Genomic DNA, 22,317 nt, shown 5'->3' with positions numbered 1-22,317 from the left:
GTTGAGATGTCCGGAAAATTTGAGTTGTACACTGACAAAGCTGGAGAGTTTCGCTTTCGTTTAAAGGCAGGCAACGGTGAGAACATCGGAGCTTCTGAGGGCTACAAGGCCAAAGCTAGCGCAAACAATGGTATAGAGTCAGTTCGCAAAAACGCGCCTTTGGATGAACGCTATACTGTCTTCGAAGGAAAAAACGGGAAGTGGTACTTTAATCTTAAGGCTGGTAATCACGAGGTGATCCTATCAAGCCAAGGCTATGCGACGAGCCAAGGGGCTAAGGCTGGCACTGACGCAGTTAAGCGCGCAGCACCAGAAGCAGGTGTTTTTGAAATAGCTTAGCTTCGCTAACAATGGGTCCGTAAGGGCCCATTTTTGATTCAGAGACACACAGCCCCTCTGACAACACCTTAAAACACTCATTGTCATTCAGATGAAGAAAGAAGCACCTGTTTGCGCTCGACTCAACGGCCTATCCACAGGTATAACTCTCAATCGATCGCGAAACACCGGACTCAACAACTCGTCAAACTGACTAACATCATCACAGTGCGGGTCTAACCATCGCTCAAGCATCTCCGGATCATCATGCGGCAAGAACAAAGGTGTCGATTTAGAGTGTATGTTCTGCCACTCAGGATGAGGCGGCAGTGTAATGACGGAGCATGAGTAGACGTGCTCACCTGTCTCAGAGCTCACCCACTCTCTATAAAGCCCACCTAAAGCAAACCCAGTGCTCTCAGGCTCAATCAGATGATAACTACGCTGTCCCTTCGGACCATCACCTTCAACGATACCTGTGGCAGGAACGATACAGCGCTGATGCCGGTACGCTTGGTAGCCAGCTGAGTTACGAACGTTGAGTTTGTCTGACCGAGTGTTGAATGAGGTGTAACGTGAAGGCTTGAGAGTTTGCCTGTCCAACAGCAGCCACCACACTGCAGGAACAACTGATCGACTGCCTCCGTCAGACAGTACAACATCGATGACTGAAGCAGGCCCAGAGCCGCTGTTCGTTCGAAACAAGTCAGACTGCTCATCGATCTCAAGTGATCGAATCAGACTCTCTCCCTGAGGAGAATGATTATTGAATTCAAAGAAGCCGCACATACTTCACAGGTTAGCATAACTACCCTGTTGAACGATGATGCGAAGAGCTCAAAGCCTGAGAGACATCTAGGAATAAAAACGAAGCAAACTGCGAGCATGAACTGCACAACAGAGGCACAACTCCACCGGAGACGAACAATCAAAAAATTTCGGAGGATGTAAGAAGAAGAAATGGTGCCGCCACCAAGAGTCGAACTCGGGACCTACTGATTACAAGTCAGTTGCTCTACCAACTGAGCTATAGCGGCACTGTGACCATACTGTGACCGGCTACACATTCTCGTGAACATCAAGCTAGTTATGCGCGCTTGTAGCTCAGCTGGATGTGTAGCAAATTCCGTATGGAATCAGAACGTTATAAATAACGTTTATTTGGCGCGCCTGGAGGGATTCGAACCCCCGACCAACAGGATCGGAACCTGCTACTCTATCCAGCTGAGCTACAGGCGCGCAACTCATCTGATATGACGAGGGCGTGTATACTACCGATCTAACCATGAACTGTCTATCGCTAAGGCATTTTTTTTCAACCTATATTTCCAGCGTTAGATCAATATATTCATAGACGCTCTTCAGTCGGAAAACTGGTGCGTGGGTAGCACCTGTATTCGCTCGTTTCGCGTCGACTCTTGCACTACTGGATGAATCAGACTTGTCATCCGTTTCGCCCTTACCGGGCGACTGAAGTAAAACCCTTGAAACAGGTTACAACCGGACTTGCAGAGGTACTCCAGCTCCTCTTTCTTCTCAACCCCCTCTGCAACAACATTGATATCCAGACTACGTGCCATGGCGATAATGGTTGCGACAATCGCAGCATCATTACTGTCCGTGGTTATATCCCGGACAAAAGACTGGTCAATCTTCAAAGTATCGATCGGTAACTGCTTGAGATATTGTAACGACGAATAGCCGGTACCAAAGTCATCCAGAGAGAAGCGAATGCCTAACCGAGCCAGGCGCTGCATTTTTGTGCGTACCTTATCAATATTAGTTAACAGTACGCCCTCGGTCAGCTCAAAGACTAAATGCTCTGCATTAGCACCCGTTGAAATGATGACTTCCTGAACCTGCTCGACAAAGTGTTCCTGCTGAAACTCGCGTGGACTAATATTAACCGAAACCACCAGTTTTCGACCTTGAGTCTGCCACTCTGCCATCTGTCGGCAGACATCGGTCAACACCCAGTTACCCAGATAACAGATCAAATCGGTCATCTCGGCTATAGGGATAAAGGCAGATGGATTAATCAGTCCATTTTCTCCATCTAACCAGCGAACCAGCGCTTCGGCCCCTACTATGTTACCAGTCCCCCTGACTAACGGCTGATAACTGACATAAAGACTATCCTTATCAATCGCCTCTCTTAGGCGCTCTTCAATCTGTTGCCGATGATCCGCATGTTCTTGCATCTGTTTAAGGAAAAACTGGACCTGGTTGCGCCCTTCCTCCTTTGCCCGGTACATCGCCAGATCAGCTTGCATAATCAGATTTTCAAATTGATCATTATTACCATCAAACAAGGCGATACCGATACTGGGCGTGACATGCAATGACTTCCCGGCGATAGGATGCGCTTCAGAGATCGACTGGCGAATTTTTTCCGCAACACTCAGAGCATTATGACTAGCGGACGATTCATTTTGCCCAAGCTCAGGTAATAGCACGACAAACTCATCTCCCCCTAGACGAGCAGGCGTATCAGCTTGCCGGATGGCCTGTCGTATTCTGGCTGAAACACTGTTGAGTATTGCATCTCCAACACTATGGCCCAGGGAATCATTGATCGTTTTAAAGTGATCCAGATCCATGTAGACAAGCGCACCAAACTGTTTGGTGCGTCGTGCGCGTATCACTTCCCTCTCCATATTCTGAATAAGCAATCTTCGATTCGCCAATCCTGTCAGCGGATCAAAATAAACATGTTGTTCAATAGTTTTCTGGTGAGACTTTAGCTCGCTGGCGTTTTTATTTATTTGCCCCAGCATTCGATTAAAGCCACTGACAAGAACACTTAACTCACCCTGCTTTCTACTTTCAGGAATCTTTAAGTCAAAATTTTGGTGTACGCTTACCTGCTCCATCGCATCAAGCAGTTGATCAACCGGTTTCGCCAGACTCGCTTGTATACGTTTAGATAGAAAATACACACCCAGCAGCGACGACAGATATAAGGCGACACCAAACAACAGATAAAACAAAATCTTTTGCTTTACACCAGCAAGGCTGTACTGCAGATAGATTTGCCCCTCCAAGCCTAGATTGGTCCTGATCGGCGTACTGTATTCAAATAGTTCAAAACTAAAACGATGGGAAGTTTGAAGCTGAGACCTAAGCACGTAAGAAGGCTCAGGAAGATGCAGAATTAACTCAGGCCGACTCAGGTCTACAAGTAAGCTACCATCCTTGCGATAAACATAGATCCCCAAAAGGTCCGGCTCTGAAAAATAGTTTTCCAGCAGCTTATGTGCAAGAACTGGCGAATCTATTGCCAACACATTGGCCAGGTGAGGGGATGTAAGCCCAGAGAACAGCCCGGCCCGTTCAATCAAGTGATTCCGACTAGTGACCAACTCGACGCTGAGCACCACTAACCCAGTCACTAACAAAACAACAGCGGCTGAAGTAACAAATAAACCGTGAAGTCTACGCGTAACAGAAAGAAAAGGCCTCTGACTCATCAAAAGCCCCTTGCAGCCTCTTCACTCAGCCCCGATTCGACAGATGAAGTATCAACAGAAAGCAAAAAGTAACTGGTTACCATAATAAGTCCCTTTACGGTATTGAAGTCACGCGACATCTGACTGGCTTGCAGTCCTGCAAAAGAAAAGAAATACAGACGAACAAAATACTCTTTACGTCGCTATCCGGCAACATAAAATCTATCCGATATGCCCCAAAAATACGGATCCACTCCGTCTTTTTTCAGAATATTTCTCTGCCTTTGACTAATTATTTAGTCCTGATAAGCACTACACCCATTTTCGTTGTGCCTATTTACCGTTATAATCCCGCCCGACATTAATTTATTGATGCTGTAACAGGCCTGCTGAGGCCATCCCTACAGCTACCCTTTTTCTATAATTAGCGATGATGAGGTCGTGACTGTGAGTAAATTTGCTGCCAAAGCTATTTCTGCCCTGTTTGCTGTTGCATTGGGTTTCCTGGCTACCTCTACTATGGCCAACACTGATAACGATGCTATTGCTGAGCGTATCAAGCCGGTTGGTTCTGTCTGTGTAGAAGGTGACGACTGCGGAGGGGCTGTTGCGCCTGCTGCTGGAGGTGGTGCGCGTTCAGGTGCTGATGTCTACGCTGCCAGCTGTGCAACATGTCACGCTTCAGGTATTCTGGATGCGCCTAAGTTTGGTACTAGCGATTGGGCTGACCGTGCCAACAAAGGCCTTGAGACGTTGGTGAGCAACGCTATCAACGGTATCAATGCAATGCCACCACGCGGCACTTGTGCAAGCTGTTCAGATGATGAGATCAAAGCGTCAATAGAGCACATGATCAGCAGCGCTAAGTAAGTTCAACTGATTAAAAAAGGCCGCTTTCGCGGCCTTTTTATTGTCTTGTATAAATCAAAGATCATCTAACAACCCACGTAATCCACTTAGCGTTGCATTTCCCCGGGCCTTATTGGCTACTTCGCAGACCTCGCCCCGACCTTCATACACTAAATCATCTTCTGGTAGCTCATCGAGAAAACGGCTTGGCTGACAGTCAATCAGTTCTCCATATTGCTTACGCTGCCGTGCCAGCGTCATAGTCAGAGTTGTTTTAGCCCGGGTAATGCCTACATAGGCCAGACGACGCTCTTCTTCAATATCTCCGTTTTCAATACTGTTACGGTGGGGCAGAATCTCTTCTTCCATACCTATCAGATAAACATGGGGGAATTCCAGCCCTTTGGAGGCATGTAGTGTCATCAACTGCACCCGGTCAGAATCGTCTTCTTCCTCTTGGCGCTCCATAATATCCATCAGAATGAGCCGGGCTATCGCTTCACGAATCCCCGCATCCGGATCATCTTCCTGCAGTCGCTCCAATGTGCTTTGCAAGGACTCAACCAGTATCCAGACGTTCTGCATGCGCCGCTCAGCAACTGCATCACTGGAGCTGTTCTGAGCGATCCAGCCGGCAAAATCGATATCATCGATCATCTTCCGCACACCATCGATCGGATTACCCTGCTCGCACTGCTCATAGATACCTAATAACCAATGATTAAATCGGCGTAAGCGCTCTACCTGTGCAGGCTTAAGGAACTGTTCGAGGCCCAGCTCGCTACAAGCCTTAAATAAACTGGTATCACGCTCTGAAGCGTATTCACCCAGTTTCTGCAGCGTGGTCGGACCGATCTCCCGCCTGGGTAGATTTATGATTCTCAGAAAAGCGTTATCGTCATCCGGATTAACCAACACCTTCAGATAGGACATCACATCCTTAATTTCTGCACGAGAAAAAAATGACGTCCCGCCACTCAATTTATAGGGTACCTGGTAGCTTTTTAGTTTTAGCTCCAATAACCGGGCTTGGTAGTTACCTCTATAAAGGATGGCAAAATCTTTGAAGGGGTAACGTTTGCGCAGGTGCAGATCCAATATCTCTGTCGCGACCCGATCACACTCGGCATCTTCATTACGGGTAAAAACGACCCGTAGCGGATCACCAAAGCCCATATCGCTCCATAGTTTTTTATCGAACACGTGTGGATTATTGGCAATAACCGTATTCGCCGCTTTAAGAATACGTCCGGTGGAACGATAATTTTGCTCCAGCTTCACGACTTTCAGAGAGGGAAAGTCTTCTTGCAGCTGCACCAAATTTTCCGGGCGAGCCCCTCGCCAGGAGTAGATTGACTGATCATCATCGCCAACGACAGTCAGCATACCCCGGGTACCCACCAGCATCTTAACCAACAGGTACTGACTAACGTTAGTATCCTGATACTCATCAACCAACAGATAGCGGATCTTATTCTGCCAACGCTCAAGCACCTCAGGGTGATTAATAAACAACTGAGCCGGCAGCTGAATCAGATCATCAAAGTCCACTGCATTATAAGCTTTCAAGCTCTGTTCATAGGCGGCATAAGTTCTTGCAGCCAACACTTCATCAGGCCCATCGACCTGCGCTAAAGCCTGTTTAGGGCCCAGCATATCGTTTTTCCAGTTAGAAATGGTATTCTGAACAAAGTCCAGCTGATCGGTCTCTTCCCCTTCATGTAACAACAGGCTCTTTATCAGGGCTTTAGTGTCCTGATCGTCAAACAGCGAAAAGCCCGCTTTAAAGCCCAGCGTTTTATGCTCTTTACGGATGATCGTTAGTCCCAGATTATGAAAAGTCGAAACCGTCAATCCCCGGGTAGCCTTGCCTTGAACCAGCGAGGTAACCCGCTCTTTCATCTCTCTGGAAGCTTTATTGGTAAAAGTTACCGCCGCAATGTTATGTGCTTTGATCCCACAAACTTCAATCAGATAGGCGATCTTGCGGGTAATAACGCTGGTTTTCCCCGAGCCAGCGCCTGCCAGAACCAAAAGAGGCCCGCTGATATAGTCCACAGCTTCACGCTGCTTGGGATTAAGTCTTGCCATTAAAATAAAAACCTATACAGCTAAAGTTTTATTATCATTCAGCCGATACAATATAGTTAAAGCCCAAGATAACGCACACAAAACACCACTAATTCATTGTTTTAATTAGAAAAATCAGTGGAACGCTTGTTTGACTGAATGGTGTGACGTGTTACTCTTAAGAGGCCTACCGGGTGACAATTATCGCATGGATTGAATTGTCTTATCAGTAGAAATAAACGAGTATAAACATGGTTGTTTTTACTCAAGTATATTAAATATGTTATCTGTAACTCGCAGCGATACAGAACAAGTACAATGCCTGGTCATCGATAGCTGTGGCTTTGACGCCGCTGCGCTCGTCGATCGGTTGGAACAAAATCGCTGTAATGTTCAACTCTGTAGTTTTGACCAAGCCTCCGATAAGCTAGAGCAAGGTGACTTAAAACTTATTTTCCTACATACCTGTTTTACTGATACTAACGCCCTTTCAGAATTACATTTCCTGCGACAGCAATACCCCCTTATCCCCGTTATTCTGTTTGATCATCAATTTAATTCAGACCGTATCGATGAGTTTATGCTCTGGCGTGCCAATGACGTCATTATCACTTCAGAGCTGACCGATGAAACGCTTAAGAGAGTGATTCGCTATAACCTTATGGTTGGCCAGTACAATAGCGAAATAACCCGGCTGAACCAGCTCGACCCGCTAACCGGTATGAAAAACCGGCAACAATTTTATAAACAACTAGCACAAAAGCTGAAACTGATCAGAAATGGAAAAACGTCTACCCATTTAGCCTTGATTAGCGTCGATCTGGACGGTTTCCGACAGTTTAATAATATCAACGGCTATTCTGCAGGCGATATCATCGTTAAAGAGATGAGCCAACGACTTGCAGCACTTATCCCTGGCCAGTTATCACGATTGGGAAATGATGAATTTGTTCTGCTACTAGAATCACCAGTCGAAGAGAACCTGACCCATCAGGCGACCCAGCTCTGCTATCAGATACTTCACAGTCTAACTGAACCTTACCTCTACAATGAGCTGGAAAACATTCTTCCCTGTAGTATCGGGGTCGCTCTGGCACCAGAGCACAGCTGCGAAATAGACACATTAGTTCATCAGGCAACCCAAGCCAGAGTTAAGGCAAAAGAAACCAGCAGTTGCAGCTATGTAATTTTTGATCAGAAACAGCGGCATTCCGACGAGTCTCAGGTTGCCATTGAACCCGAGCTAATCAGCGCTATTCGCCGTAATGAGTTCGAACTTTTCTATCAACCCAGAGTTGATATTACCAGTGGCAAAATTATTGGAGCTGAAGGATTGGTTCGCTGGAGACATCCGGAAAAAGGGCTAATTTTCCCGGATGCCTTCATTCCAACGGCAGAACGCACCGGCCTGATTGTACCTATTGGTTATTGGGTGATTCAGCAGGCTGGCGAAGATATTCAAAAGCTTCAGGCAAGCGGTTTAGAGATTGAAAGGCTCAGTATCAATCTTTCCTTCAGGCAGTTCCAGGACAGCTATCTCTGCAGAACAATCCAGCGCCTGATCGAAAAATACTCTATCGACACCTCAATCCTGGAATTTGAATTAACAGAATCTGCTCTGTTCAATAATGAACTGCATGTTCGGGAAGGTATCGAAGAGCTTCATAAACTGGGTATAAACTTCTCTTTGGATGATTTTGGAACCGGTTACTCTTCTTTCTCGCTACTGCAAACACTGCCTATCAGCAGCCTGAAAATTGACCGTTCTTTTGTTTCAGGTGTGAGTAAAAACCCCGATGACCGAGAGATAGTGAAAGCGATTATTCGCTTGGCTCACAGCTTGAACAAAGAAGTTATTGCTGAAGGGGTAGAAACCGCGCTGCAACTTAATTTCCTCGCCAGCTTTGGTTGTCACCAAGCCCAGGGCTACCTATACAGTAAGCCCGTCCCCTATGAAGAGTTTAAAGAGCTTCTGAAGAACGGCTATCAGATCACAGCGGAGACCGCCGTAAACCAATAGCTTCTAAAAGCGCTGCACTGCCAATGTCTGATTCGTCATTCAGATCCGCAATTGTTCTTGAGACCTTTAACACCCGATGCGTTGCCCGGGCAGACAACCCCATTCGGCTCATCGCCTGCATTAACAGAGTCTCCTGCTCTGCACCCAATGGACAGTATCGTTCCAGCTCTTTAACGCCAAGCTGATCGTTGACACACCCCTGTCTTTGCAACTGGCGGACTCGGGCATTTATAACCCTCTCCCTTATCTGAACACTACTCTCACTGTCTTCAACCGGTCCCATCAACTGCTCCGGAGTTAACCCCGGCACCCAGCTCTGCAGGTCTATCCGGTCCAGCAACGGGCCGGAGATTTTACCTTGATAACGCTGAACCTGATCAGTCGTACAGCGGCACCGGTCGCTCTGATCCCCTCTATAGCCACAGGGGCAAGGGTTCATCGCAGCAATCAATTGAAAGCGCGCGGGAAAACTAGCTTGCAACGCAGCCCGGGAGATATGTATCTCGCCGGATTCTAAGGGTTCACGCATTACTTCCAGCACCTGACGACTGTATTCCGGCAATTCATCCAGGAATAAAACCCCTTGATGCGCCAGAGATATCTCACCGGGGCGAGGATTACTCCCACCACCCACCAGCGCCACTGCCGAGGCCGTATGATGAGGATTACGAAACGGTCGAATACCGGCAAATAGCCTCACATCCTTAACCCCCGCTATAGAATAAATAGCGGCTATATCAAGTAATTCATCGGATTCCAGTGGTGGAAGAATGCCCGGCAAACGACTTGCCAGCATACTTTTCCCACTACCTGGCGGGCCACAAAGCAGTAAGTTATGCCCTCCACCCGCCGCTATTTCTAATGCCCGCTTAGCTTGATATTGTCCTCTTACATCAGACATATCTGAGCCGGAAGACGCAATCGCTACTGGTTCATTTGCGACCGCCGGCTCAATCCGCTGGACACCTGAAAGGTGATTACTAACCGCCAAAAGCGAGTCTGCACCAAACAGCTGAAGCCCATTAACTAGCCGCGCCTCCTGCAGACTCTCAACTGCCAGCCATAGGCTTCGTCCCGCCGCCCGACAGCTACGAGCAACCGGAAGAACACCAGAAACAGAACGTAAAGCACCTGACAACGCCAGTTCAGCCAGAAACTCAAAGTCATCAGCGCAGTGCTCTGGCAGTTGCTTGCTGGCGATAAGAATACCGATCGCTATCGCCAAATCATAACGGCCGCCCTCTTTTGGTAGATCGGCTGGCGCCAGATTCACGGTGATACGGCGTGCAGGAAACTCAAAACCGCTATTCAACAGAGAGCTGCGAACCCGTTCCCGACTCTCTTTTACACCGGTTTCAGGCATTCCAACAATTGCAAAACTAGGCAGACCGCCCGACAGATGAACCTCTACTGCAACCAGAGGTGATTGAATTCCGAGTTGAGCTCGGGTGTGAACTATTGCCAGTGTCATAATAATCCGTCCATGGATTAAGGAAATTTTGAATACGTTTATTTATTATGCCTGAACTTATCCAGGCGAGTTAATGCTCCAGATCTAACCGTTCGATCAGCTGCTCTAATGAGAGATCACGGCCGACGTATTTACCACTCATACGACTACATCCCTGCAGCGTTAACCGGGTCATCTGCCCAGTTGTGCGAACACCCTCAGCCATAACTTCCAGACCATTTTCTCTGGCCAAAAAGATCAGGTGTTCAACATTTCGCATGAACTTATTATCACGCATCTGCTGTTCAACCAGTTCTGCATTCAACAGCAACATATCAGGAAAAAGCTGATCTGGAAGCCCTTCTAAAAAGTCTTCTTGCAGATCCAGTAGAAGCAGCACACCTTTGGCCTTAATCTCTTCAATTTCATCAGGAAAAAGATGAACCTGTGTGGAATTTAAGATCACCATAAGCCGTTGCGGAGGCAGTCCCGCTTTGACCATTAAGCGAATAAGATTGCCAATAACCGCTACAGAGAATAGCTCTTCATCCTGCAACCGAATACAGAGGTTGTGAAATTGATCAAAGCCCCCCCAAAGTTTAATCATGGGAGACAGTTGCCGCTCTAGTTGTTGATGATACTCATCCAACAAGCCATAGCGGGACAGCTGGGGAATAAATTGCTCCGGCGAGAGAGTCCCCTGCTGAGGGTGGTTCATCGACAAAGTCACTTCAGCCGCCGTTAGATGATGTCCTTCTAACGCATAAACAGGATTAAAACGTATCTGCAATCCGCCATCGGAGACACCCGCTATTAATGCCTCTCGGCTTAGAACTGTTCCGCTGCCCAGCGATGAGTCATACAACCGGAAGCCGGTATCGCCCTCAGAAGAATCTAATACGAGTCTGGCTCGGTCAAGCATCAGCTCTGCACTTAGGCCTGAACTATCCGCCAAGACCCCTGCCAAGGAGAAAGTAAACGCAACCAACTCACCGGACACGTCGATCTCTTCCTGTAAAACAGCCGTCACACGGTCAGCAAACTGTTCCATAATCATCTCATCAGGACAGTGCTCTAGTACCATAACAAAGTTATTCGCCTGATCTATCGCCAACAGGTCTGATTCCCGCACCTGGGCACTTAGTCTGGCGGCAATAGCGGTTATCACCTGTTCGGTTTCACAACCCTCACTATCCAGTTGCAGCAAAATAAGGCCGCTACTTTGGTTATACAGGTTGCCTTTAAGCAGCTGCTGATTCAGGCGATCCAGCAGCATCAGTTCATCAGGTAGTCCGGTAAGGGCATCATAACTGGTGTGAGTAAAGCGATGCTGATCACTATAGCAACTGGTTATATCGGAAAACTGAGCAACAAATCCGGTTATTTCTGAGCTGTCATCCCGCAGCGCCATCAGGCTGTACCAGGCCGGGTAACTATGACCGTCTTTATGTCGGTTCCATAGCTCTCCTTCCCAATAGCCGCGCAGCATTAGCTGTTGCCATAGATGGTCAAACAACTCTGGCGCTATATCGCGATTAGTGACTATTCCCGGCCCCTGTCCGACGACATCTTCAAGAGAAAAACCGCTAATTTCTGAGAAACTCTGGTTAACTCGGTAAATTCTGTTCTCATCATCGAGCAACATCACCGCCTGTGGCGTATAGAAAAATAATCCATCATCAGGATCCCGCGCTAACTCCCGGGCAGCAGCTTGCTGAGTTCGCATCGCATTGACAATATAAAGTTCAGCAACCGGATTCCAGCATATTTCAAGCTGTAGCCACAGGCTGTTATCCTCTTCAAAAGGCTGCCAGGTCAAAGTCGATGCGCCATTAGATCTGGCCAGCATCATGCCATGTTGAAGCTCAAACAGCGTTTCACGGGAGTGGACCTGTGCCAACTGAATACCCGTAATATCACTCTGCCAGCCCAGCATATTCAGGTATTCCTGAGTAGCAAACTGATAGCTTAAATCGGACTCAATACAGGCATACATCGGCTGGTTCATGGTTTGTCCTTAAGCGACTAACTATCCGGTTTGGCGGAATTTTCCAACTGTTCCAACTGCTGCCGCAGCTGTTCCAGCTTAATCCGAGTCCTGGCCAAAACTGCACTTTGCGCATCAAACTCTTCTCGGGTAACCAGCTCCATCCGTCTAAAGGCCCCCTGAAGTAGAGCATTTATCTGAGGCTGAAGCTCAGCTTCAGCTGAGCGTTGCTTAGTCTGTTCAAACAGTTGACCAATCTGTTCGCTAATACCTTCCAGTAACTTTGGGTTGATCATATAACTTTATAATCCAACAGATTTCTTGAGAGGAAGATTTTAATACGGTTACATATTAAAAGCCGCCATAAAAATGGTTATTGCAGCATTAACATAAACTATAGCAACAACATGGCCAGCTTTTTAGCTCGCACCGAAAAACAGCATCAACACCTTCGCACCAAAACAGTGCCTGCACAAAATTTGTGCACCTTCCCATCATCCTGAAATAGATAATAATCTTATATTCGTCATAGAAAATACCAAAAAATCAAAATAACCCACTGATGTTAAAAGATTAATAAATTATTGGCACGCGCAGTGCTTTGTATTGCCCATACCATTTACCGCTGCACGGCTTAGTCAGCGCAGTTATTTAAAACAGTTTTACTTAGTGGAGATTCAGATCCATGAAGCTTATCTCAGCAATTATTAAACCATTCAAGCTGGATGACGTTCGTGAAGCGCTTTCCGAAATTGGTGTACAGGGAATAACTGTTACCGAAGTGAAAGGCTTTGGCCGTCAGAAGGGTCATACAGAACTTTACCGGGGCGCAGAGTACGTAGTCGACTTTCTACCCAAAGTTAAGATCGACGCGGCTGTGGAGGACGGCATCGTTGATCAGGTAGTTGAAGCGATTAGCAAAACCGCTCAGACCGGCAAGATCGGCGACGGAAAAATTTTCGTGATGTCTATTGAAGAAGTGGTCCGGATTCGTACCGGCGAAACTGGCGACAGCGCACTGTAAGAACCTTTACAACCTTACAATAACTCTAAGCGTAGGCTTCAGGGGGAAAGATGGAAAACCAAATTTTTGAATTACAGTATGCAATGGACACCTTTTATTTTTTGGTGTGCGGGGCATTAGTTATGTGGATGGCGGCTGGTTTCGCCATGTTAGAAGCGGGCTTAGTACGCTCTAAGAACACCACTGAGATCCTGACAAAGAACGTTGCTCTCTATGCTATCGCCTGCATCATGTATCTGGTTTGCGGCTATGAGCTGATGTACGGTGGCGGTATCTTCCTAGGCGGCATCGAAGAAATAGATGTAGAACAGGTTCTGGCCGATTCTGCTGAAGAAGGCTTCAATGGTGGCGCTGTCTACTCTGGTGCTTCTGACTTCTTCTTCCAGGTAGTCTTCGTAGCAACCGCTATGTCTATCGTATCCGGTGCTGTTGCTGAGCGTATGAAACTTTGGGCTTTCCTGGCTTTCGCTGTAGTCATGACTGGTGTTATCTACCCAATGGAAGGTGCATGGACCTGGAACGGCGATGACGTTTTCGGTATGTACAACCTGGGTGACCTTGGATTCTCTGACTTTGCAGGTTCCGGTATTGTTCACATGGCAGGTGCTGCTGCTGCACTGGCTGGTGTTCTGCTATTGGGTGCTCGTAAAGGTAAATACACTGCGAACGGCGTAAACGCTATCCCAGGTGCTAACCTGCCAATGGCGACACTAGGAACGTTCATCCTGTGGATGGGCTGGTTCGGCTTCAACGGTGGTTCTGTTCTGAAACTGGGCGATATCTCAAGCGCGCACTCCGTAGCAATGGTTTTCCTTAACACCAACGCTGCTGCCGCAGGTGGTGCAATTGCAGCCCTGATTACCGCTCGTATGCTTTTCGGTAAAGCTGACCTGACAATGCTGCTGAACGGTGCACTGGCCGGTCTGGTTGCCATCACTGCTGAACCCTCTACGCCAACGGCTCTGCAAGCAACGCTATTCGGTGCGTTCGGTGGTGTTCTGGTTGTATTCGCTATCATTACCCTGGACAAGTTGCGCATTGATGATCCTGTAGGTGCGATCTCTGTACACGGTGTATGTGGTCTGCTGGGTCTGCTGTTGGTACCTATTACCAACGGTGACGTAAGCCTCAGCGGCCAGCTGATCGGTGCGGCAACTATCTTCGGATGGGTGTTCGGAACCAGCCTGGTTGTATGGAGCATCATTAAAGCAGTTATCGGGCTTCGTGTTACCGAAGAGGAAGAGTACGAAGGTGTTGATATCGCTGAATGTGGTATGGAAGCTTACCCAGAATTCACGTCTGGTAAGTAATCCTACCCACTTAGAGCAAACACATTACAACTAAAGGGGAGCTTCGGCTCCCCTTCTGCCGTTTTATTAAGTCATTGATTCTAGGTATACTAGACCCAGTTTATTAGATTGATCTCCAACTGCCTGTTAATTGTGGGAATAACCTGCAGAAATAACAGACCCAAGCGAGGATAATAATTATGAAACTGGTAAGCGCGGTAATTAAGCCGTTCAAACTGGATGATGTGCGTGAAGCCCTGTCAGAGATAGGAATTCAGGGCATTACCGTTACTGAAGTTAAAGGCTTTGGCCGTCAAAAAGGCCATACTGAGCTTTATCGCGGCGCTGAGTACGTTGTAGACTTTCTTCCTAAAGTAAAAATTGAAGCCGCTATTGAAGATGACCTGGTCGATCAGGTTATTGAAGCGATAAGCGCAACAGCAAATACCGGTAAAATCGGCGATGGCAAAATTTTTGTTACGCCGCTGGAACAGGCAATCCGTATTCGTACCGGCGAAACCGGCACTGACGCTTTGTAAGCGATGCTCTAATTCAGTGATAAGGCACCTTATATAGGTGCTTTTTTTTGCTTCAAAAACCCACAAAATTACAGCTCTATCCATTCCAGCGTCTAAACTTGTCTATATATTTGCTTTATGAGGCTGTGGATATGGACAAAACGATTAACCGAAAGCTGTTTGACGAGGTCATGGTACCTAACTATGCCCCTAGCCAGGTAATCCCAGTACGTGGTTCAGGTTCCCGGCTTTGGGATCAAGCAGGAAAGGAATATATCGACTTCGCTGGGGGTATCGCAGTTAATGCTTTGGGGCACTGCCATCCGGAGCTGGTCAAAACGCTTCAGGAACAAAGCCAGCAGCTCTGGCACCTGAGCAATGCATGGACCAACGAACCCGCTATCCAACTTGCTAGTCAGTTGACGAAGGCAACCTTCGCTGAACAGGTTTATTTTTCAAATTCTGGTGCTGAAGCCAATGAAGCAGCCCTTAAGCTTGCCCGTAAATATGCAAAAGATCACTTCGGAGCTGATAAAACCGAGATAATCGCCTTCGATAACAGTTTCCACGGACGCACACTGTTTACCGTTACAACCGGAGGCCAGCCTAAGTACTGCGAAGGGTACGAACCTCTGCCCGGTGATATAACACACCTGCCCTTTAATGACCTTGCCGCTCTGGAATATAAAATATCCGACCATACCTGTGCGGTGATTATCGAACCTATTCAGGGAGAGGGCGGTATTATTGCTGCTGAACCGCTTTTTTTGGAAGGGGTACGAGCACTCTGCACTAAACATAACGCCCTGCTTATTTTTGATGAGATTCAAACAGGTATGGGCCGCTCAGGCAGCCTGTTCGCTTACCAGAATTATGAGGTTATTCCGGATATCCTGACGTCTGCTAAAGCACTGGGGTGTGGTTTTCCTATAGGCGCTACGCTAACAACTAAGGTGATAGCTGAAAGCTTTACCGTTGGTACCCATGGCAGTACTTACGGCGGCAATCCGCTGGCTTGCGCGGTTGCCTCTAAAGCTCTCGAACTCATTAATGATCCAACCCTGTTTGCCGGTGTAAAGCAGCGTCAGCGAATGTTTCTTAGCGGTTTGACGCAACTAAATCAAAAAATAGGTTTGTTCCGCGATATTCGAGTTGAAGGACTACTTATCGGTTGTGAACTAAAAATATCCTGGCAGGGTAAAGCTCGAGAACTGCAAAAGCTGGCAGAAGAACAGGGGGTCATGGTGCTTATCGCTGGCCCAAATGTATTACGCCTCGCCCCTTCGCTAATTATTCCCTACCCTGATATGAATAAAGGTCTACAACACTTGGCTCAGGCGATGCTGGCCCTGAAATTAGGTTACTGACCGGTGGTTGCTCTATGAACGCCCTGCTGAGCTCAATAATCGAGCAACAAACCAGCCTAACTGAGTCGCTGATTAAACTGGCTCTGATCAACTCCGGGACCCTAAACAAAGCAGGGGTTGATAACATTGGAGCAATTTTAGCAAAGGCCTTTCAAGAGAGGCTTAATTGCACACATAAACAGATTCAACTGCCTCCCTATATTATGTACGGCACCAACGGCAATGAAACTAAACAGCCACTCGGCAATCTTCACTTATTGAGTAAACGTCCAGAAGCCCCGCTGCAAATATTACTCACAGGCCATCTGGATACCGTCTTCCCACCTGATTCCGATTTTCAACAGTGCGACTGGCTTGATAACCGAACCTTGGGAGGACCGGGGGTCAGTGATATGAAAGGTGGACTTCTGGTTATGTTAGAAGCCCTCTCAACATTTGAGCGATCCTCTCTGACAAAGCATTTAGGTTGGACCGTCCTGTTGAATCCCGACGAAGAGATCGGCTCACCGGGCTCTGCCTCCATTATCGCTCAACAAGCAGCACATCATGATCTGGGAATGATCTATGAACCGGCTTTACCCAATGGCCAGCTTGCCGGAGAGCGCAAAGGCAGTGGCAATTTCACAGTAGTCGTCAAAGGAGTTGCCGCCCATGCCGGTCGGGAGCATCATCTGGGCCGCAATGCGATCTGCGCTCTAGCTGAATTCATCACCGAGGTAGACAAACTCAATGGTCAACGCGAAGGCGTCACTCTTAATGTCGGCATAGTGAATGGTGGTGTTACCACTAATCAGGTCCCCGATCAGGCTAGATGTCGCTTTAATATCCGCACCCGGATCAGCGACGATGAGCAGTGGTGTAAGCTGCAATTACAACGAATTCGGCAACAGATCAATCTCAAAGAAGGTATCAGCCTTAACCTGCACGGCGATTTTGGCCGCCCACCTAAGTCTTTAGATGACCCACACCTGTCTCTTTTTCAGCTGGTGACCGACTGCTCAAAACAGTTAGGTACCCCGCTAGTATGGGAAGCAACCGGAGGCTGCTGCGATGGCAATAATCTCACTGCAGCCGGGTTACCTAATGTTGACACTCTAGGCGTCCTGGGAGGAAAGATTCACAGCAGCCAGGAGTTCATCGAAATTGAAAGTCTGGTTCACCGAGCCCAACTCAGCACACTGATTCTACTGCAACTGGCCAAGCAACCGAATCGCTGGATCAGGCATCGAAAGCAAGCACCAAGGGCAACAGCACAGGAGCAGTCCGATGAAACCTGAATCATTGAATCAGACGCTAAAGATGATGTGGCAGAATTATCTACAGCTGAATCCTGATGCCCAGAAGATTTATCAACTCTTTGCCAAACGTAACCCTCAGTTGATCAATGATCATATCGCTCTGCGCACCTTTGATCTTCCACAGATTGATATTCATCGGATTGCAGATCCTTTTATCAAAAGGGGTTATGTTGCTGCCGGTGAGTATCACTTCCCCCACAAGAAACTCTTTGCGCAGCACTTTCTACATCCTGATCCAGCCCAACCTAAGCTCTTTATCTCCCAACTACTCACCGGGCAGTTCTCTCCTTCGCTACAAGAAACAGTCCGCCAATTTACCGCTCACATTGATAGCTCAGAGTCACGGCAGTCAGGATTCAGTTACTCCGGCCGTCACTGGCCAATCAGCTACCATACTTATCAACAACTGGAAGTGGAAAGCGACTACGCCGCCTGGGTCTATGCGATGGGGTTTCAGCCAAATCACTTTACGCTGCTGATCAATGGTCTGAAATCCCATCCTAACCTCAGTGCGGTTAATCAATTTCTATTGGCACAAGGGTTCGAACTGAACGACAGCGGCGGACTAATCAAAGGCGGCCCCTCTGAGTTACTGGCTCAATCGTCCACCCGGGCAAACCTTATATCCGTTGAGTTTGAAGACGGCATCCAGAGAATACCCGGTTGCTACTATGAATTTGCCTATCGTTATCCACAGGCGGATGGAGCTCTATTTCATGGGTTTGTAGCTGAGTCAGCCGATAAGATTTTTCAAAGTACTGATAGGCAAAGGAGTTGACGGATGAACGACCTCAATATCATTCGCCCAATCAAACTGTCCGATCTGGATCGGCTCTGTGAAATAGCGCACCAGAGCGGACCTGGATTTACCTCCCTACCCAGCAACCGTACATTGCTAGAAGCAAAGATCTCAGCCTCAGAAACAGCCTTTAGCCAAGCATCACCCGATCCCCGTGGAGACAGTTACCTGTTTGCTCTGGAAGAGAGTTGTAGTGGAAGATTGATCGGCATCTGTGGTATTGAATCTGCAGTGGGGCTTCGTGAACCCTTCTATCACTATCGCCTGGGCACGGTTGTGCATGCCTCCCGCGAACTGGGCGTACATAACAGCTTCCAAACCCTCTATCTCTGCAACGATTTCACCGGTTACGCCGAGGTATGTACTCTCTACCTGGATCCGGAATACCGGCGGGATAACAACGGTGCCTTGCTGTCTCGCTGCCGTTTTCTCTTTATGGCTCAATTCAGAGAACGTTTTCCCGATAAAGTCATCGCTGAAATGCGGGGAGTCAGTGATAACCAGGGCAGATCACCTTTTTGGAACGGCCTTGGGAAACATTTCTTTAGTATGGAGTTCTCAGAAGCCGACTATCTGACCGGCAGCGGTAACAAGGTCTTTATAGCTGAGTTGATGCCAAAGCATTCAATCTATATCCACCTGCTGCCTGAATCAGCTCAGCAGGTGATCGGTGAGGTCCATCAAAATACAGTTCCGGCCAGGAAGCTCCTCGAAACTGAGGGGTTTCGATATGAAAAATATATCGATATCTTCGATGGCGGTCCAACCCTGGCCTGCGAAATAAAAGATATCAGGGCGATACGAAAAAGCCTTTTTGTCTCTGTACATACAGGGCCGGTACTGGAACACAACTGTGCATATCTAGTCTGTAACACTCAACTGCAAGACTTTCGCTGCACTGTAGTTCAGATCGCGCCCTCTGAAGGAAAAATAACCCTCCCAGCTGAACTTTGCCATCGACTGAAAGTGAGTGATGGTGACCAGCTACGGGTAGTGCCTTTAAAGCACAGGAGCTGAATGATGAAATCAACAGCATCACTCTTTATAAATGGTCGCTGGGTGCAGGGCACTGGTAAAAAATTCACCTCACTTAACCCTGCATCAAAACAGCGAATATGGGAGGGCTACTGCGCTTCCGAACTTCAGGTAGAACAAGCCATCGCTGCTGCTAAAAAGGCCTCAATCCGCTGGAAAGAAATGGCCTTCGAACAACGCCAGAGTTACGTTAAACGCTTCACAGAACTGATTACTAAATATTCAGAGCTGTTGGCAGACACTATAGGTCAGGAAACCGGCAAACCCCTCTGGGAAAGCCGTACTGAGATAGCGGCGATGATAGCCAAAGCAGATATCTCTATCAAAGCCCACCAGGAGCGTTGTGGTACCCGGATAGAACATAGCGCCATGGGCGATCTGGTCTTACGCCATAAGCCCCACGGTGTCGTCGCCATATTCGGCCCCTATAATTTCCCCCTGCACCTGCCTAATGGGCATATTATTCCGGCGCTGCTGGCCGGTAATACGGTGGTCTTCAAGCCCAGTGAACTAACCCCCCGGTGCGCCGAACTCATGCTCCACCTCTGGCAAAAAGCAGAACTGCCTGATGGGGTTCTGAATCTGGTGCAGGGAAACAGTGAAACCGGTAAAGCCCTCGCCTCAGATCCTGACATTGATGGCCTGTTTTTCACCGGCAGTGCCACCACGGGTCAACTATTACACCGCCAATTTGGTGGGCGCCCGGAGAAAATTCTAGCACTGGAGATGGGCGGTAATAATCCGCTGCTGATAACCCCGGTAGAAAACCTGAAGGCAGCAGTGCACGATACTATTATTTCTGCCTTTATCAGTGCCGGGCAGCGCTGCACCTGCGCCCGACGCTTGCTCGTGCCTGATAGTAGTTGGGGCGATCAATTTGTTGAACAGCTCACAGTATCCAGTAGCCAGATTCTTATTGGAGAGTATAACGCCGAGCCACAACCCTTTATGGGAACCCTCATTAGCAAAACAGCTGCTGACTCTATCCTCCTGACCCAACAGCAGATGATAGAGGCCGGAGGTTCAGTGCTGCTTGAAGGCCAGATCCGCAATAGTGCAGGAACTCTTGTGTCTCCAGCTATTATGGATGTTTCATCCATTTCAGAATCTCCGGATACTGAGCACTTCGGTCCTTTGCTGCAGGTTATCCGCTATCAGAGCTTTGATGCAGCCATAAGCCATGCAAACAATACCGCATTTGGCCTCTCAGCTGGGATATTCAGCGATGATCGCGAACAATATGAGCATTTTCAGCGCCAGATATCTGCAGGAATCATAAACTGGAATCGACCACTGACCGGTGCCAGCAGCGGTCTTCCATTCGGGGGATGCGGCATTAGCGGTAATCACCGACCCTCCGCCTATTACGCAACGGATTACTGTAGTTACCCGGTTTCCTCCATAGAAAGTGCCTCGCTAATAATGCCTGAAACACTCAGCCCCGGACTAAAACTCTAAGCCGAAATGATGGAGCCTTGCCATGCACTATCAGGAAGTTAATTTTGATGGACTGATCGGCCCTAGCCACAACTACGCGGGACTATCTTTGGGGAATATCGCCTCAGACAAACATAAAGGAGAGGTCGCCTTTCCCCGCTTGGCTGCATTACAGGGCCTGGAAAAAATGTGGCATCTGGTTCAACTCGGACAACCTCAGGGCGTACTGCCCCCCGCTCCCCGACCAGATATAGCAACACTGCGCAATCTCGGGTTCTCAGGTTCTATCGATCATATTGTCAGACAAGCGTACCGAACAGCTCCGCACTTATTAGCCGCCTGTTACTCGGCATCGACCATGTGGTCGGCCAATGCTGCCACGATAACCGCCAGTAGAGACAGCACAGACGGCCGAATCCATTTTACCCCAGCAAACCTGACGACCTCTTTGCACCGATCAATTGAAGCGAACTATACCGCACCTATGCTACAGCGTATCTTCAATGATCCGGCCTACTTCTGCCACCACCCGCCGCTTCCCAGCCAGAGCAACTTTGCCGATGAAGGGGCCGCCAACCACACCCGGCTCTGCCCGGATCATAGCCATCCCGGTATAAATTTATTCGTATACGGGCGGGACAACAGCAACATCGCACCTCGGGTTTACCCTGCCCGTCAGACCCGCGAAGCTTGTGAGGCTATAGCTCGTCAACACCTGTTACCTTCTGGCAATCGACTACTGGCACAACAAAAACCTGAAGCGATAGATCAAGGCGTATTCCACAATGATGTTATTTGCGTGGGTCATCGAAACTTTCTAATGCTGCATCAGCAGACTCTGATTGACCAAGAACAACTTCTGAGAACGCTTAGGGAACAATGGCGGCAATTAAACCCTGGTACCGATCAGCCTCTAATTATTACCGAATTCAGCGATAAAATATTAACCGTCAGCGAAGCGGTATCCAGCTATCTTTTTAATAGCCAGCTGATCAGCCAGGGTGATCAAAACATGCGCCTACTCGCGCCTACAAACTGCCTGCAATCTAGCCGGGTGCTAGCCTCTATAGAGTGGTTAATACAGGGCGACAATCCGGTTTCAGACGTTGAGTATGTCGACCTGACCCAGAGCATGAATAACGGTGGAGGGCCTGCTTGCCTTCGCTTGCGAGTACCGATGAATGACGCGGAGTTAAGCACTCTGCATCCTGCTGTACTGCTAGACTTCAGCCTCTATTCCCAGCTAAAAATCTGGATTAATAAACACTACAGAGAAGAACTAAAACCTGATGATCTTGCAGACCCAAACCTGCCACTCGAGATAGAAACAGCTTTAGATGATCTGACTAATATTATCGACCTACCAAAACTCTACCCGTTTCAGGTATAAGAGTGAAAACTTTTGCT

18 protein-coding genes and 2 tRNA genes are annotated in these 22,317 nt (G+C 48.1%); 12 read left to right on the top strand and 8 right to left on the bottom strand.

Going from position 1 to position 22,317, the window contains the following annotated elements; translation table 11 throughout:
- Positions 1-6: 6 nt before the first annotated feature.
- Positions 7-339: a YegP family protein gene (locus QZZ54_RS01200; protein ID WP_290697432.1), complete on the top strand. Its 333-nt coding sequence runs from the start codon at positions 7-9 to the stop codon at positions 337-339.
- 87 nt (positions 340-426) lie between these two features.
- Here QZZ54_RS01200 and QZZ54_RS01195 read toward each other — a convergent pair whose 3' ends face one another.
- The 4 genes from QZZ54_RS01195 to QZZ54_RS01180 all read right to left on the bottom strand — a co-directional run bounded on the left by QZZ54_RS01195 (position 427) and on the right by QZZ54_RS01180 (position 3,788).
- Entirely contained in the window at positions 427-1,107 is a 681-nt protein-coding gene (locus QZZ54_RS01195; protein WP_290697429.1) for an SOS response-associated peptidase family protein, read from the bottom strand.
- Between the two features lie 172 nt (positions 1,108-1,279).
- A tRNA-Thr gene (locus QZZ54_RS01190) sits at positions 1,280-1,355 on the bottom strand.
- A gap of 125 nt (positions 1,356-1,480) precedes the next feature.
- A tRNA-Arg gene (locus QZZ54_RS01185) sits at positions 1,481-1,557 on the bottom strand.
- 122 nt (positions 1,558-1,679) lie between these two features.
- A complete protein-coding gene (locus QZZ54_RS01180; RefSeq protein WP_290697426.1) occupies positions 1,680-3,788 on the bottom strand; it encodes an EAL domain-containing protein in 2,109 nt (702 codons plus the stop codon).
- Between the two features lie 426 nt (positions 3,789-4,214).
- Between QZZ54_RS01180 and QZZ54_RS01175 the strand changes: the two genes are divergently transcribed.
- Positions 4,215-4,637 (top strand): c-type cytochrome, encoded by a 423-nt coding sequence (locus QZZ54_RS01175; protein WP_290697423.1) that lies wholly within the window; start codon positions 4,215-4,217, stop codon positions 4,635-4,637.
- Positions 4,638-4,691: 54 nt separating this feature from the next.
- Here the strand turns inward: QZZ54_RS01175 and rep are convergent, their stop codons facing one another.
- Entirely contained in the window at positions 4,692-6,707 is a 2,016-nt protein-coding gene (gene rep, locus QZZ54_RS01170; protein ID WP_290697420.1) for a DNA helicase Rep, read from the bottom strand.
- A gap of 259 nt (positions 6,708-6,966) precedes the next feature.
- Here rep and QZZ54_RS01165 point away from each other — a divergent pair, with 259 nt between their 5' ends.
- On the top strand, positions 6,967-8,706 hold the full coding sequence (locus tag QZZ54_RS01165) for a GGDEF domain-containing response regulator (RefSeq protein WP_290697417.1): 1,740 nt from the start codon (positions 6,967-6,969) through the stop codon (positions 8,704-8,706).
- On the opposite strand, the gene QZZ54_RS01160 is transcribed toward QZZ54_RS01165, so the two are convergent.
- The 3 genes from QZZ54_RS01160 to QZZ54_RS01150 form a co-directional block, all read right to left on the bottom strand.
- A complete protein-coding gene (locus QZZ54_RS01160; RefSeq protein WP_290697414.1) occupies positions 8,678-10,177 on the bottom strand; it encodes a YifB family Mg chelatase-like AAA ATPase in 1,500 nt (499 codons plus the stop codon). The genes QZZ54_RS01165 and QZZ54_RS01160 overlap by 29 nt on opposite strands.
- Positions 10,178-10,247: 70 nt before the next feature.
- Entirely contained in the window at positions 10,248-12,164 is a 1,917-nt protein-coding gene (locus QZZ54_RS01155) for an EAL domain-containing protein (RefSeq protein WP_290697411.1), read from the bottom strand.
- A 17-nt stretch (positions 12,165-12,181) separates the two neighbouring features.
- Positions 12,182-12,439: an accessory factor UbiK family protein gene (locus QZZ54_RS01150; protein ID WP_290697409.1), complete on the bottom strand. Its 258-nt coding sequence runs from the start codon at positions 12,437-12,439 to the stop codon at positions 12,182-12,184.
- 389 nt (positions 12,440-12,828) lie between these two features.
- Here QZZ54_RS01150 and glnK (QZZ54_RS01145) point away from each other — a divergent pair, with 389 nt between their 5' ends.
- The 9 genes from glnK (QZZ54_RS01145) (at position 12,829) to astB (ending at position 22,300) form a co-directional block, all read left to right on the top strand.
- The gene (gene glnK / locus QZZ54_RS01145) at positions 12,829-13,167 is read left to right on the top strand and encodes a P-II family nitrogen regulator (protein WP_290697407.1); all 339 of its coding nucleotides are present in this window, start codon (positions 12,829-12,831) and stop codon (positions 13,165-13,167) included.
- A 50-nt stretch (positions 13,168-13,217) separates the two neighbouring features.
- Positions 13,218-14,477, top strand: coding sequence for an ammonium transporter (locus tag QZZ54_RS01140; RefSeq protein ID WP_290697405.1), 1,260 nt, complete (start codon positions 13,218-13,220; stop codon positions 14,475-14,477).
- 179 nt (positions 14,478-14,656) lie between these two features.
- The gene (gene glnK / locus QZZ54_RS01135; RefSeq protein WP_290697402.1) at positions 14,657-14,995 is read left to right on the top strand and encodes a P-II family nitrogen regulator; all 339 of its coding nucleotides are present in this window, start codon (positions 14,657-14,659) and stop codon (positions 14,993-14,995) included.
- A gap of 131 nt (positions 14,996-15,126) precedes the next feature.
- Entirely contained in the window at positions 15,127-16,341 is a 1,215-nt protein-coding gene (locus QZZ54_RS01130; protein ID WP_290697399.1) for an aspartate aminotransferase family protein, read from the top strand.
- Between the two features lie 14 nt (positions 16,342-16,355).
- A complete protein-coding gene (locus QZZ54_RS01125; protein ID WP_290697396.1) occupies positions 16,356-17,618 on the top strand; it encodes a hydrolase in 1,263 nt (420 codons plus the stop codon).
- A complete protein-coding gene (locus QZZ54_RS01120) occupies positions 17,608-18,417 on the top strand; it encodes a DUF1338 domain-containing protein (protein ID WP_290697393.1) in 810 nt (269 codons plus the stop codon). The genes QZZ54_RS01125 and QZZ54_RS01120 overlap by 11 nt, the downstream gene beginning before the upstream one ends.
- Positions 18,418-18,420: 3 nt before the next feature.
- Entirely contained in the window at positions 18,421-19,455 is a 1,035-nt protein-coding gene (gene astA / locus QZZ54_RS01115; protein WP_290697390.1) for an arginine N-succinyltransferase, read from the top strand.
- A complete protein-coding gene (astD, locus tag QZZ54_RS01110) occupies positions 19,456-20,931 on the top strand; it encodes a succinylglutamate-semialdehyde dehydrogenase (protein ID WP_290697387.1) in 1,476 nt (491 codons plus the stop codon).
- A 22-nt stretch (positions 20,932-20,953) separates the two neighbouring features.
- On the top strand, positions 20,954-22,300 hold the full coding sequence (gene astB, locus QZZ54_RS01105) for an N-succinylarginine dihydrolase (RefSeq protein ID WP_290697384.1): 1,347 nt from the start codon (positions 20,954-20,956) through the stop codon (positions 22,298-22,300).
- Positions 22,301-22,317 lie beyond the last annotated feature (17 nt).

Origin of the sequence: Amphritea sp. (assembly GCF_016744155.1) — a bacterium.
Classification (GTDB): Bacteria; Pseudomonadota; Gammaproteobacteria; order Pseudomonadales; family Balneatricaceae; genus Amphritea.
The sequence above is the reverse complement of the archived record's forward strand: the minus strand, read 5'-3'. Positions and strand labels throughout refer to the sequence as shown.

Bases quoted from the DNA above. Each gene is read 5' to 3' on its own strand.
- astD (WP_290697387.1), top strand. From the start codon at position 19,456: ATGATGAAATCAACAGCATCACTCTTTATAAATGGTCGCTGGGTGCAG.
- QZZ54_RS01195 (WP_290697429.1), bottom strand. From the start codon at position 1,107: ATGTGCGGCTTCTTTGAATTCAATAATCATTCTCCTCAGGGAGAGAGT.
- QZZ54_RS01130 (WP_290697399.1), top strand. From the start codon at position 15,127: ATGGACAAAACGATTAACCGAAAGCTGTTTGACGAGGTCATGGTACCT.
- QZZ54_RS01165 (WP_290697417.1), top strand. From the start codon at position 6,967: ATGTTATCTGTAACTCGCAGCGATACAGAACAAGTACAATGCCTGGTC.
- rep (WP_290697420.1), bottom strand. From the start codon at position 6,707: ATGGCAAGACTTAATCCCAAGCAGCGTGAAGCTGTGGACTATATCAGC.
- QZZ54_RS01125 (WP_290697396.1), top strand. From the start codon at position 16,356: ATGAACGCCCTGCTGAGCTCAATAATCGAGCAACAAACCAGCCTAACT.
- astA (WP_290697390.1), top strand. From the start codon at position 18,421: ATGAACGACCTCAATATCATTCGCCCAATCAAACTGTCCGATCTGGAT.
- QZZ54_RS01160 (WP_290697414.1), bottom strand. From the start codon at position 10,177: ATGACACTGGCAATAGTTCACACCCGAGCTCAACTCGGAATTCAATCA.
- astB (WP_290697384.1), top strand. From the start codon at position 20,954: ATGCACTATCAGGAAGTTAATTTTGATGGACTGATCGGCCCTAGCCAC.
- QZZ54_RS01150 (WP_290697409.1), bottom strand. From the start codon at position 12,439: ATGATCAACCCAAAGTTACTGGAAGGTATTAGCGAACAGATTGGTCAA.
- QZZ54_RS01140 (WP_290697405.1), top strand. From the start codon at position 13,218: ATGGAAAACCAAATTTTTGAATTACAGTATGCAATGGACACCTTTTAT.
- glnK (WP_290697407.1), top strand. From the start codon at position 12,829: ATGAAGCTTATCTCAGCAATTATTAAACCATTCAAGCTGGATGACGTT.
- QZZ54_RS01180 (WP_290697426.1), bottom strand. From the start codon at position 3,788: ATGAGTCAGAGGCCTTTTCTTTCTGTTACGCGTAGACTTCACGGTTTA.
- QZZ54_RS01120 (WP_290697393.1), top strand. From the start codon at position 17,608: ATGAAACCTGAATCATTGAATCAGACGCTAAAGATGATGTGGCAGAAT.
- QZZ54_RS01155 (WP_290697411.1), bottom strand. From the start codon at position 12,164: ATGAACCAGCCGATGTATGCCTGTATTGAGTCCGATTTAAGCTATCAG.
- QZZ54_RS01200 (WP_290697432.1), top strand. From the start codon at position 7: ATGTCCGGAAAATTTGAGTTGTACACTGACAAAGCTGGAGAGTTTCGC.
- glnK (WP_290697402.1), top strand. From the start codon at position 14,657: ATGAAACTGGTAAGCGCGGTAATTAAGCCGTTCAAACTGGATGATGTG.